9 protein-coding genes and 1 pseudogene are annotated in these 12,465 nt (G+C 59.0%); 1 reads left to right on the top strand and 9 read right to left on the bottom strand.

The annotated features are described in order from the left end of the window. Positions 1–2: 2 nt before the first annotated feature. The 4 genes and pseudogenes from NMB39_RS19140 to NMB39_RS19155 form a co-directional block, all read right to left on the bottom strand. The gene (locus NMB39_RS19140; RefSeq protein WP_494340230.1) at positions 3–776 is read right to left on the bottom strand and encodes a hypothetical protein; all 774 of its coding nucleotides are present in this window, start codon (positions 774–776) and stop codon (positions 3–5) included. Then, positions 769–1,605 (bottom strand): DUF4123 domain-containing protein, encoded by an 837-nt coding sequence (locus NMB39_RS19145; RefSeq protein ID WP_494340229.1) that lies wholly within the window; start codon positions 1,603–1,605, stop codon positions 769–771. The genes NMB39_RS19140 and NMB39_RS19145 overlap by 8 nt, the downstream gene beginning before the upstream one ends. Continuing rightward, on the bottom strand, positions 1,605–3,611 hold the full coding sequence (gene tssI / locus NMB39_RS19150; RefSeq protein ID WP_494340228.1) for a type VI secretion system tip protein TssI/VgrG: 2,007 nt from the start codon (positions 3,609–3,611) through the stop codon (positions 1,605–1,607). The genes NMB39_RS19145 and tssI overlap by 1 nt, the downstream gene beginning before the upstream one ends. A 299-nt stretch (positions 3,612–3,910) precedes the next feature. Next, positions 3,911–4,292, bottom strand: a pseudogene (locus tag NMB39_RS19155) (diaminopimelate epimerase); the annotation flags it as partial. 106 nt (positions 4,293–4,398) lie between these two features. On the opposite strand from NMB39_RS19155, the gene NMB39_RS19160 reads away from it, so the two are divergent. Beyond that, positions 4,399–5,550 (top strand): MFS transporter, encoded by a 1,152-nt coding sequence (locus tag NMB39_RS19160; RefSeq protein ID WP_494340227.1) that lies wholly within the window; start codon positions 4,399–4,401, stop codon positions 5,548–5,550. Positions 5,551–5,558: 8 nt separating this feature from the next. Here NMB39_RS19160 and NMB39_RS19165 read toward each other — a convergent pair whose 3' ends face one another. From NMB39_RS19165 to NMB39_RS19185, 5 genes are all read right to left on the bottom strand, one after another. Then, the gene (locus tag NMB39_RS19165) at positions 5,559–6,410 is read right to left on the bottom strand and encodes a type III secretion protein (RefSeq protein WP_464006696.1); all 852 of its coding nucleotides are present in this window, start codon (positions 6,408–6,410) and stop codon (positions 5,559–5,561) included. Positions 6,411–7,107: 697 nt separating this feature from the next. Beyond that, a complete protein-coding gene (locus tag NMB39_RS19170; protein ID WP_494340226.1) occupies positions 7,108–8,163 on the bottom strand; it encodes a type III secretion effector protein in 1,056 nt (351 codons plus the stop codon). 250 nt (positions 8,164–8,413) lie between these two features. Further along, entirely contained in the window at positions 8,414–10,819 is a 2,406-nt protein-coding gene (locus NMB39_RS19175; RefSeq protein ID WP_494340225.1) for a TonB-dependent siderophore receptor, read from the bottom strand. Positions 10,820–10,916: 97 nt separating this feature from the next. Further along, a complete protein-coding gene (locus NMB39_RS19180) occupies positions 10,917–11,867 on the bottom strand; it encodes a FecR family protein (RefSeq protein ID WP_198720971.1) in 951 nt (316 codons plus the stop codon). A 26-nt stretch (positions 11,868–11,893) separates the two neighbouring features. Beyond that, entirely contained in the window at positions 11,894–12,394 is a 501-nt protein-coding gene (locus tag NMB39_RS19185) for a sigma-70 family RNA polymerase sigma factor (RefSeq protein ID WP_494340224.1), read from the bottom strand. Positions 12,395–12,465 lie beyond the last annotated feature (71 nt).

Consider the following 12,465-nt stretch of genomic DNA (forward strand, 5'->3'; position numbering starts at 1 on the left):
CTTCATTCACACGATGGATAAATATCGCAGATGCGACCGTCCGGCATTTTTATAGGTTTAAAATCGGTCGTGTTGCCGTTGCAGTAGGCATCCCGATCAGAGAAGTCCTTACCTTTACAGCGTTTCCACCCTCCTGGAACAGCTACCCAGTTATCGTCAAAAGCGGGTCTCTCCTCATTACTCAAAGTCAACACCATCCTCAGAGTTTTTCCTGGGAGTTCATCTCGTTGCGCGTATCCACCTACTCGTGTTTTTTGCAACTTCCCCTCCGCATTAACCGAACGGCACTGGAGAATTTTCCTGATCCCGTGAAGAGGGCCTACAGTCCGAAACAACCATTGACACTGGCCCGAAAAATCCTGCGCATCTGACTCCCGCATCCCGGGCATATCCAGATAATCTCTGATAGAGATATTGGCAATATCCCCACCCACATCCGTACTTCGCTTTCCCCACTTCGCATAGAAATCAAACTCCAAACTACGCAGTACCAACGGACACCCTTCTACCGTTTCGGTCAGCGGTAACTCATAACTCACCCTGCTCGCGACAGGTTTGTAGTCTGTAAAAAAGACCTTCCGCTCTGGTCTCTTGCCTCGGCGTCTCGGCAAGACACAGGTTTCACCCGTTGCAGGTCGATAATTAGCTGCCGTCTTCAGTTCGAACTGCGGCGGCAAATCCACCTCCAACGTAAAATGCTCTACCCCCTTCCCCGTACACCCCGAAAGCCCTACGCCCCCGACCACAAGCAACCCCACTTTCGTCCATCTATCCACCCTTCCCTTCCTCCCTGCGCCACTGCTCCACCACCCGTTCAAAATGCGCCCCTGGCGCCTCGCCTACCCACGGTTGCCAATGGACAACGCTGCTGCGGGTCGCCTCTTCCAACCGACGCACCACCAAAAACTCCAACTGCTCCGGCGAGCGCCATTGCCAGGTGCGTGCCTGCTCCAGTACCTGGGCCAGCCAGATCCTCGGGTCTTGAAACTCAACCAATGCAGCCAGGTCTTCGCTGTGCTCGGCCAACAGGTAGCGCAGGATATTGGCGTGCAGGATGGCTTCGGCCTGGGGATTGGGTGCACCCAGCCAAGGTGACGGGTCGGGTACCGGATAGTCGCCTGGTGCGGGGTTCTCGGCCTGGCACCAACGGCCTTCGTGCCAATAGCAAACGCTGATGAGCGGCCCGAGGTAGTCCGGCCAATGCGCTTTCGATAAATGGGCCAAGGCACGACCCAGGGTGCGGTTGTCGTGAATGCGATAAAGCACCTGCTGGCCCTTGGGCCCCAGCAGCAATCGCGCGCGCCAATGTCGAGTCACATCGTCAAAATCGGCAGCAGGCAAACTACCCATCCACCCCCAATTCGACTCGGGGTGTTGCAGCAGCTCGACCAATGCAGGTTCCTGCATCTGCTCCAGCAACACTATGACCGGGCCTGAGCTCACCAATTGCGCCGCATCGGTCTCGCTGTAGAGTTCGCAATAGTGCAATGGGCCGCGCCCTGCCAACAGAGGTTGGCGAGCGGTGTTATGGCCCTCCAGCATCAGGCACAGCGCGTACCCTCTCTGCCGCTGTTGAGCCATCCATCGATTGGGCAAGCTGTCCATCAAGCCGCCCTCCCCACGATATCGCAGCCGCCTTCTCGGCAGCCTTCGCACAGGGGGCAAAAATCCGCGCCCAGTTGCTTGGCCAAGTCCATGATGACGCCTTGCACCGCGGAAACCGGCGCGGCAACCCGCTTAGAGCCCACCGGATGGGATGCCGAAGGTGTGCCGCCAAGGCTGATGGTGCGGCTGCTGAAAATACTCCCGGCTTGAATCACCAGGTGCTCTCCGCCCGCCTTAAGGCTCAGTTGCGCACCCGCATCGATTACCAGGCTGGCACCGGCCTGGAGATGAATCTGCTGGCCGGCTTCGATCACCAGGGTCTGGCCCACTCGGGTCAGGCTATCGCCCTGCACGTCAAGGTGGTCATGCGCCTTGAGCGTTACCTTGCGATCACCGTCGACGTGGCGATGCTCCTCGCTTTCCAGCCGGAGCGTGCTCACCCCTCGGATGATTTCATGCCTCTGCCCGGCGACTTCCAGGCGGCTGTCACGGCCCACCTGTTGTTCCAGGTCGCGTTGTGCGCGCAGGTAGATCAGTTCTTCGCCGCGCCTGTCTTCAAGGTGCAACTCGTTGGCCCCTGCTCCGTGGGGAGAACTGCGGCTACGCAGAACGCTGCGCGTCTTGTGCTGCGGCAAAGGGTAGGCGGGCAGGTGTAGCGCGTTGGGCAGGCAACCGCTGACCAGGGGTTGGTCGGGGTCGCCCTCCAGGAAGCTCACGAGCACTTCCATGCCCACCCGTGGAATGACCATGGCGCCAAACCCATCCCCCGCCCAACCGGACGCTACCCGCAGCCAACAGCTGCTGGTATCGTCAGGTTTGTCCCGACGATCCCAATGAAAGCGCACCTTCACACGGCCATAGGCATCGCAATGGATATCCTCACCCGCAGGCCCGGTCACCGTCGCGGTTTGGCTGCCACTGATCGTCGACTTGGGGTGCTTGAGCGGCGGTCGATGCACTGCGCTCCAAGGTGTCGCGGTGAAGCGGTTGCGATAGCCTTGAAACCTGTCGACTCCAAATGCGGCCTCCTCCAAAACCTGCGGTTGGTAGCCCTCATGACGTACCGAAGTCAGTAGCCACAAGTCGTTGCAGACTGGATCGGGGTGATCGCACAACTCGAGAAAGTGACCACTGCATAACGCCGGTTGATCGCTCTTGCCCAATACTCGATGACGATCACGCTGATGGCGCTCCAGGCCGCGGCGCGCCAGTTGAGCACCTCGTTCACGGCTGGTGAACCCAGCGGGGGAGCCATAGTCTTCCAAAGGATCCGTGGCTCCGGCCTGGGCTTGCAGGTGTAGCGAAGGATGCTCAAAGTCGAAATCACGGCGTACGCTGCGTTGACTGCGGGTTTGCAGGCGCCGGTCGAAACGCTGGACTACGCGGGTCTCGAGCGCCGGATCAGGCGATGAACAATAACGCTGCACCGGTAACCTTCGAAATACTGTCTGGTCATCGCCAAACACCAGCAGATGATTGTCCGTACTGTGGCGAAAATGGAAGTGAATACCCTCCTCTTCACACAGTCGCTGGATGAAGTGCAGGTCGGACTCCATGTACTGCACGCAGAATGTCCGCGGGGGATACACCACCGGCCCGAGCTCGAAGGTATAGGTATCGGCGAGAATGCCGTGGTGCTCAAGGATCGTCGCAATGATCTGCGGCACGTTGCGCAGCTGGAAAACCCGCTGGTCGCGGCGATGGGCAAGCCATGCAAGGCGGGGGGCCAGCGTCAGGTGATAACGGGTGAACCGTACGCCCTGGTCATCCCGGCCGATGGCGTAGACCTGCCCATGCAGGCCCGTATCCCCCTCGCCGAAGTCCAGATAGGCGGGTTGACGAAGCAAGGCTTCCAGGTCAATGGAAGGGTCTTCGCTGATCAATTGCATGTGAATGAAGTACGGCTGGTCGAGGGCTTCGTGACCTTTGAAGGACAAAACCTGGAAGTCCGTATTAATACCTGGAAGCAACAATTTAAAACGTGAGGAAGAAAACGCGTGAACCATCCTTTGTTACCCGCCATCAACTTTTTCGATTGAAATACTCTTCCACGCCAACCCTCAATGGCTCGCGAAAAAAGCACCTGAACACGTTAAAGCTTAGCGATTTCGGCAACGTTTCGGATGTTAAAAAATAAAAGAGAAGTTTCGTACGTCGAGATTGGAAGTGTCTTTTAAAAAATGCGACAGGCTGTAAAACAAGGCTCGCTAATATCAAGAAATTTCTTACTTTGACTACAGTTTTAACAGATAACAATTCAGGAAACAGCTGACACCGGATTAAGCCGTCCGGGGTTTTCACAGGTTCAGGTTATCAGTCGGGCGGCCCCAAACAGACTGACACTCAACAAAGTTCCCAGCCTCCGCCTGCAAATGCACTGGAGCCGTACCACCCGGCATCACCACGGCGACCTCTCCAGCCTCCACCCAACCCGCTCGCCACGCGGCACAAGCCACGGCGCAGGCGCTGGCGCCCGAAGACGCGGTAGGCCCTTCACCTCGCTCAAATACACGGGCACTGACGCGATTGCCGGAGTCCCGAGCGGCCCACTGCAGGTTGAACCCACCGACACAGGGTTGGCCACCACCTGCCGGGGGGGCAAAGGCAATGCTTTGTAACCGTTTGAACAGCCCTAGCTGATGCATCGTATCGTTAGCTGGCAAGGCGCACGCCTGCTCCAGTAACGTCGTTTTAACCCCGCACGCGAAGGGAACCCTGCTCGCTCGAGACGGCCTGATGTGCAAGGATGTCACGCTGGACATCGTTCGCTGAACGCAAAACCAAGGATTCTTCATGGCTGCCATTCCCACTCCTGCCCCCGTGGTTCCCGGGCGGTTGGAACAAATGTCCACCCGTATCGCTTTTTTTATCGCCGGTTTTGGTATTGCCGCGTGGGCGCCCTTGGTGCCGTATGCCAAGGCGCGCGCGAACCTGAACGAAGGCACGCTTGGTCTATTGCTGTTGTGCCTGGGGGTGGGTTCGATCATCGCAATGCCGGCGGCGGGCGCGCTGGCGTCTCGCTACGGTTGCCGGCGCGTGCTTACCGCCGGGACGCTGATGATTTGCCTGGCCCTGCCGATGTTGGCCACTGTCAGTTCGATCCCTTTACTGATCGCCGGGTTATTCCTGTTTGGCGCGGGCCTGGGCACCGTGGACTCCACGGTGAATCTGCAAGCCGTCATCGTTGAGCGCGCCAGTGGCAAGACCATGATGTCAGGGTTTCATGGCCTCTTCAGCCTGGGTGGCATTGTCGGCGCGGCGGGGGTTTCCGGTTTGCTGGGGCTGGGCCTGTCGCCCCTGCAGGCGACCCTGGTGGTGGTCATTATCATGGCCGTTGCGCTGTTCAAGGCCGCACCGCATCTGTTGCCGTATGGCAGTGAAAGCTCAGGTCCTGCATTTGCAGTGCCCCACGGAGTGGTGCTGTTTATCGGCTGCCTGTGTTTTATCGTGTTCCTGGCTGAAGGTGCCGTGCTGGATTGGAGTGCGGTATTCCTGAGTGCTGAGCGTGGCCTGGATGAGGCCTACGCCGGTCTTGGCTACGCGGCATTTGCCTTGACCATGACCGCTGGGCGCCTGACCGGTGATGCCATTGTCCGACGCCTGGGCGCCACGCTAGTGATCGTGGTCGGTGGCGCGCTGGCGTGTGCCGGCTTGCTCCTGGCGACATTATTGCCGGCTTGGGAAACAGCGTTGCTCGGGTACGCATTGGTGGGTGCCGGGTGTTCGAATATCGTGCCGGTGCTGTACACCGCCGTCGGTAGACAAAAGGTCATGCCTGAACATATTGCAGTGCCGGCCATCACCACCCTGGGTTACGCCGGTATTCTCGCCGGCCCCGCCATGATCGGTTTTATCGCCCATGGCAGCAGTTTGAGTACCGCTTTCGTGCTGATTGCGGTGTTGCTGGCGGCAGTCGCTATCAGCGGCAAAATCCTCAAGGTGTAGGTCACGGCTCAACGTGCTTTGCGAGCTTTGTGCTGCTCCTGCCAACGTTCGAGGTTTTTGTTGCACAGGTGGTCTTCTACATGCGGCGGGCCAAACAGGCGTGGAGTATTCGCATGCTTCAGCGCAGGTAGCAGACCCGGCCGCTCAAAAATGTTCTTCATCGTGTAGACGCACAGTTCGCTGTACTTGGACCTGGGCATCCCGGTGGACGGGTCCAGCACCGGGTTGCCCTGTTGATCAACCTCATACGGATCCTGCAAAACTTCCCTGAGCTTGGCGATGTCGACGTACTGGTGCTGTTCGAAAAGAAAAGTCCGATCCTTGGTTTTATCTCTCAAGTGCTCGAACTGCCCTTGCAGCGCCTCAACCACTTCAGCGTTGCCCTGGGCATGAAAGGGATCCTGGCTGAAGACGCTTGGGGAGCTGTTGCCCTGCAACGCCTGGGCCGCCGCCCTGAGACTATCTCGCGTGATATCACCGTCACGACTGAAGATCGTATCGCTTAGTCGCGGGCGCTCAAGAATTTCCCGGACGACCTGAATCGCGCCGTCCAACTCCTCGTTTTTTCCGGTGGGCTCAGCGGCAATCCGCTGCAATGACAACCAGGTCAAGCGCCCGTCATTCAGATACGAGTGCAGCAGCCCGAAGGCTTTCTCCAGGGCACTCGCCAACTGCTTGTCCGTGGAGTTGGGGCCCGGCAGGGAAAACTGCGCCCGCTGCGGGGGGAAGTTCTGCAAGTTCCGATGACGCAGGACAGACAATGTTCCGCGCAGCAGGAAGGGCTTGCGAGGCCCAGCAGACTCAGGCACGGAGGGCGTTTCACTCCAGGCTCCAGCGTTGTCGACCGGTGGTGGCGCCATGGGGTGCGGGACTGGCCCACCAGGGGCGTGAGACCGCCTGGGAGGTAGTACACCATCGATTGACATGGGTTTTCTCCAACTCTTTGAGATGCATATCCGCTTGGTGATCGGCTCGGTGATGACCAAATCAACGAATGAATTCCACTCGGACCAGCACCTCATGTGTGGTTGGATGAACCCGGCAGTTCCTTACGGACAACGAATACCAATGACAATATGTAAAACCGCAACCAACGATGCTCAACCCAACTTGCGTCTGCGCCACCAGCCCGCGAGGGTGTGAATCAGCCCGACATTTTTTATCGATCCGGCACCCTCTCCGGGGGGCTGTCCGTCCGCAAGCATGCCCCTGGAAAAGTCATCCGAAACGGGCGCCTGGAATTGTCGCTGGCCGGCAAAAGCCTTCATGCGCAGGGCTTGGGCCGCATGTTCCTTTGCAGGGGTGTGCAGGCCTCGCGTTGCTGCGCCCTCCTCTGATACCGCAAGTTTCGCGTCCTGGGTGCTGTGCAGGAGTTCAAGGCGCTGGGATGGGGGGGAGTTAAACGAGGTTGAAGTCATGAGTTTGCCCTCACTCGGAATCTGAAAAGCGGCGGGTGAATCACTACTGTAGGTATCAGCTATGTGGCAAATGAGTGTAATCCGTTCCTCGAACAATTGAGTCAGGCGCCGCATTCGCCGTGCAGCGCCTGTAGGTTGGTCACTTGGACAATAGGACCAATGCTCTCCAATTGATCTTTCCGTCCCCGTCTTTACTGGCAAGGTCGTCCATCAGCTTGAGCAGATTACTTCGCTGGATCACTGCCTGGGCCAACTGGATAAGGTGGTCCTTTTCAGCGTCGCCTGTGAAAGGTTGGCGGGCAAGCTTTTTCAGGTCGCGGATTCTAAGGTCTGGCCCCCAGGGCCAGCCCTTCAATTCGTCAAAATGCTCGAGCATTTCAGCGGCCAACTCCTTGTCAGACTTGTACTTGAAGTAGTTTTCGCCCTTGATGACCGCGATCACATTCTGAAAGTCGATGAGATTATCCAATGCACCGGTAGAAGTGTGTCGGTCAAGCGCCGCCATCAGTTCCGGACGCCGCAGCAGCTCATTGGCCAAGCGAATGTTCTCCCGCATGGCGGGGTTAGGCGACCACCCTCTTCTCGCCATCGCAAGGATGCTGTCAACACTGATATACCCTGGATTCCTGGGGTCCCTGAAAACATGGAAACTGTCGCGCAATTGCGCTGCCAACTCTTCATTGTTCTTCAGCGAGTATTGCGGATCTGGCCTGCCAGGCGCGACCGGATAGGGCCTTTCTCCGCCGGTAGGGTCTGGTCGTGGTGGCGGGTTGCTCGCCCCGGGATTCGGCCTCGGCGGCGGATTGCTGCAACCTGGGTTCGGCCTTGGTGGTGGACCGCCACAGCCTGGATACGGAGGCGGCCGATGTCCGGAAAACCATTGGTTCATCCATTGCTTGAACTGGCTCAGGAAATCCTGCATTGCAGGAGCGTGATGATGGTGATGGTGATGGTGATGGTGGCGGCCTGACACATCTGCGCCGGTGGTGGCCGCCTGATGGTTGCCGAACACTGGACCGGCCTTATTTTCCCCGGATTGAAAATTTACATTGGCGGAACTCTGACCTTTGAAAGAAGGCGCAGCAGGCGCTTCACGAGTGTTCTTGACCTCGGGCTTGGCAGTGGCATTGGCCTGCGAAGGATCAGAGGTTGATGAGGTAGAGACGGGGGATGGATCCAACATCGGTACCGACATGCGTTTCTCCATTACAGTGGGCGCGATTTTCAGCTTGTCGCTCCAACGTAGTGTCGAAGCCCATCAGCTTTCCCATGTGTGGCTTTTTGTCGGAATCAGTTCCTGTGCCAGCAACAATATATGCTGTGCGAGTGTAGGAAACAGATCGAGCAGGTAATAGCCTTTGCTGCTGCCTGGGCAACGTCGCGTCGAACCGGGCAGGCAAAAAAAATCGCAACCCTTGGGTTGCGATATTTCTATCCACTGAATATCAGAACCCGACACTTGCCTGGACGAAGAACGTACGCGGTTCACCCAGGTATATCCCGGCGTTGTTGTCGCTGGAGCGCGTGTAATGCTGCTGGTCGAAGACGTTCTTTACGCCCACGCCCAGCTTGAGGTTCGACAATTGCGCGCCAAAGTCATAGCCGCTGCGCAGGTTGACGGAGACATAACCTGGGATGTCGCCATATTGGCCATCGTCGGTGCCCTGGGTAATGTAGGTGGTGCCGGTACCTGGCGCACGCTGCTTGGATTGCGCATAAACATCGAGGTTATGGGTCCAGTGGTTGACGTCGTAGCGCAGGCCCAGCGTCGCCACTTCACGGGAGTACAGGGGCAGGTCGCGGCCCTTGAACGGTACATCACCTTCGGAGGTGGCCTTGGTATAGGTAAAGCCGGCGTTAGCCGTCAGCCCGTCAAGGCGCGGGTCGAGATTGGAAAGGTCGTAGTGGGCCGAGGCTTCGACACCGGCGTGCTTGGTGGCGCCGAGGTTAGTCCAGCCTACATCGTTGCTGACGTATTGCAGCTCATCCGAGAAGTCGATGTAGAACAGTGTCACTTCGCCGCCCCAGACGCTGTCGTTGTAGCGCGTTCCGATCTCGTAGGTCTTGGCTTTTTCCGGGTTAAGGCCATTGGCGGTCTGGTTGCCGGTGCCGCCCTGGCCCAGCTGGAAATACTGCAGGCTGCCGAAGGAGGTTTCGTAATTGGCAAACAGTTTCCAGGCGTCGGAGACGTGATACATCACGCTCAGGGCCGGCAAGGGTTCGTTGTTGTGGATCTCGCGGCGTTTTTCCTCGGTACGCTTGCCGTTCAGGGCCACGACGGGGCGGTCATGCCATTCGGTGCGGATATCTTCAAAGCGGATGCCCGGGGTGATGGTCCACTTGCCAATATCGATTTTGTTGTCGATGTAGAAGGCATTGGCTTCGGTGCCACCGGTGCGGTCCTGATAGACATGGCCATCGCTCTGCCCGCCCGGCGTCGGCACGTTATTGACCAGGTTCAGGCTGGTGGCTTGCTCGTGCATGCCTTCCTTGAGGTAACGGTAGCCAACGCTGACTTCCTGGGTGCTCGGGCCCAGGTCAAACACATGGGACACCCGCGGCTCGATACCAAAGGTGTAGTAGGTGCGCGGGTAGGAACTGAGGGTTTTCAAATCACGGTTGGCGATGTTGCTGCCACGGAAGCTGTCGGAGTAGTAGGTCAGCACTTCGGCCTGGGTGCGATCGTCGATCTGGCGGATGTACTTGAAGGACACATCCTTGCGGCGACCGCTGAAGTTGTCCCAGTCGCGCACCGACTGATAAGGGTTGGCGTCGAACTGTTGCTGGGTCAGGCCGCCAGGCATGTCGGCGCTGGCGTCGTAGTAGTGGAAGTTCAGCGAGAAGTCGTCTTGATCGGTCGGCGCCCAGTGGGTCTTGAAGATCACGTCGTCGATATCGTTGGAATTATTGCTGTTGCGATAGCCGTTGCCGTTGACTCCGGAATACAGCAATGCAGCGCCGATGCCGTTGTCTGCCGTGCCGCCAATAAAGGCGTTCTCCACATGCTTCCAGCCACCATGGGCGGAGGTCTGCAGGGTAGTGCCGACCTCACCGGAGAATTTCTCCGGAATTGCACGGGTCACGAAGTTGATCACGCCCCCCACGTTCTGTGGCCCATAACGTACAGAGCCGGCCCCGCGGACAACGTCGATGCTTTCCAGGTTACCGGCAGAAATCGGCGCCATCGACAGTTGCGGCTGGCCGTACGGGGCGAAGGCCGCCGGTACTCCGTCGATCAGCACGGTGGAGCGCGGCGACAGGGGTGAGGTCAAGCCGCGTACACCGACATTGAGGGAAATATCGCTGCCGCCGGTGCCGTTGGCTTCCTGCACCTGCACGCCAGGCACGCGGCGCAGTACGTCACCGACGTTCATCGCGCCCTGCTCCACCATGGCTTCGCGGCGCACCACGGTACGTGCGCCCGGATGGTTTTGCACCACGGCGGCATCGGCATCGCCGAGCCAATCGCCCACCACCTTGATATCGGTGACTCCCAGCTCCAGCGGTGAACCCGCTTCACCGGTGCCGTTGCTCACCGGGCGCAGGGTCACGGAACCGGCGTCGATCTGGTAATCCAGCCCACTGCCTTGCAGCAGTTGGCGCAGGGCCTGTTCGGGCGAGAGGTCGCCATTCACCGCCGGGGCTTGCTTGCCGGCCACCATGTCGGGGCTGAAGAACACTTGCAGCGAAGTCTGCTGGCCCAGTTGGCTAAGCGCGGCACCCAGTGACTGGGCGCGGATATGTATGCCATCGGCCGCATACGCGGCAGGCAGCGCGGTGCTGACCGCAATGGCCAGGGCCAGGGGCACCCAGCGAGAGATTTTATTATTGTGGATGGCGAGTTTTTTCACGTCGAACCTAGTCCTGTGATCGCAAGAGTGTGCGGCTGTTAATGCAAACCAGTTGCAGTTGCAGGAGAAGACGAAGAACTCGAAAAAAACCTGAATGTCAGCGTGAAATAATTTCCTGACTACCGTCCGGCAAGGTGCGCAAGGCCACGGGCAGGATGTGCGGCAAGGCTTTGAGCAAGGCGTCGGTGTCACTGGATTTGAATACGCTGGTCAGGCGCAGGTTACCCACCGCTGCCGTGCTGACACGCAACGGCTGCTCACGGTAGCGCGACACTTCCCGGGCCACTTCGCCCAAGGTGGCGTTGTTGAACACCAGTTTGCCGGTACGCCACGCGGTCAGTTCTTCAGGGTTCACCGCATAGGTTGCTGCCACTTGGCCTTGGGTATCAACGTGGGTACCACGGCCAGCGGTGAGCGTCACCGCCTGATCCGATATGCGCCCCTGCACCTTGACCGTACCGGCTTCGACCGCCACGCGGGTCTGGTCTTCGTCGCGGCGCACATCAAAACGCGTGCCGGTAACCGTTACCTGACCTGACCCGGCAACCACGACGAACGGACGCCTGGCGTCATGCTCGACACTGAACATCGCCTCGCCCTGCTTGAGTTCCACGCTCCGCTGGCCCTTTTCATAGCGAACCGCAGCCACGCTGCGGCTGTTGAGGTCCATCACCGAGCCATCGGGCAAGGCTACCTGGCGATGCTCGCCCAATCGCGTGCTGAACTCTGCACTGTAAGGCTTTGACTGGCCCACCCCGCTGACTAAACCCAGGCCCACTGCAATGGCGACCACACTGGCGGCAACGGCATAGCGCAACACCGCACGGCGCTTGGGAGGCTCGCCCGGCGTATCGCACAAGGCCTGCAAGCGGGCCTGGGGCAGCAGATCGGCGGCGCCCCACAGCCCTTGCAGCACATCGATTTCGTACTGGTGCTCAGGCGCCTGCGACTGCCAGGCATCGAAACGTTGCCGCTCCTCGGCGTTCAATGGGCCGTCTTGCAGGCGTACAAACCATTGCGCGGCCTCATCACGGACACGGTTATCCATCGAGCAGGATCCTGTTTCAAAGCGGGTCATGGCGCCATCGCATCCAGACGATCACGCAGATGCCGCAAGGTGCGGATCATATACTTTTCCACCATGTTTTTAGACAGCCCCAGGCGCTCGGCGATTTCCTGCTGGGTCAGGCCCTCGATCTTCTGCCAGATGAAAATCCTGCGACAGTTGAGCGGCAGCTCCGTCAAGGCCCGCTCGATGGAGTCGGCCAACTGGATCGCATGCATGTAATGCTCCGGGTCGCCGCTGTGGGGCGCGCTTTGATCCATGGCCGGCAGCGTCAGCGCCTGGCGGCGGTCTTCGCGGCGACAGGCGTCCACCGCAATATTGCGTGCGGTTTGATGCAGGTAGGCGCGCGGTTGTACTACCTCGCTGGCGCGGGACTCAAGCACACGCACAAAGGTGTCATGGGCCAGGTCTTCGGCCTGCTGGCGGTTTCTCAGGCGGCGCGTCCAGGTTCCGATCAACTCTTCGTAGTGCTCGAAAAAGCCTGTTCTGCGGGGCGGCTGAGGGGTCATCGCGGATGCACTGGGTAGGCGGGGCGTGAATAGTAATGCTTCCTATTAAGCAGGGCAATTGCTGCTGAGCG

The organism is Pseudomonas sp. FBCC-B545 (assembly GCF_059134095.1).

Coding starts and splice junctions, on each gene's coding strand:
- NMB39_RS19145 (WP_494340229.1), bottom strand. CDS start 1,605: ATGGACAGCTTGCCCAATCGATGGATGGCTCAACAGCGGCAGAGAGGG.
- tssI (WP_494340228.1), bottom strand. CDS start 3,611: ATGGTTCACGCGTTTTCTTCCTCACGTTTTAAATTGTTGCTTCCAGGT.
- NMB39_RS19160 (WP_494340227.1), top strand. CDS start 4,399: ATGGCTGCCATTCCCACTCCTGCCCCCGTGGTTCCCGGGCGGTTGGAA.
- NMB39_RS19165 (WP_464006696.1), bottom strand. CDS start 6,410: ATGGCGCCACCACCGGTCGACAACGCTGGAGCCTGGAGTGAAACGCCC.
- NMB39_RS19170 (WP_494340226.1), bottom strand. CDS start 8,163: ATGTCGGTACCGATGTTGGATCCATCCCCCGTCTCTACCTCATCAACC.
- NMB39_RS19180 (WP_198720971.1), bottom strand. CDS start 11,867: ATGGATAACCGTGTCCGTGATGAGGCCGCGCAATGGTTTGTACGCCTG.
- NMB39_RS19185 (WP_494340224.1), bottom strand. CDS start 12,394: ATGACCCCTCAGCCGCCCCGCAGAACAGGCTTTTTCGAGCACTACGAA.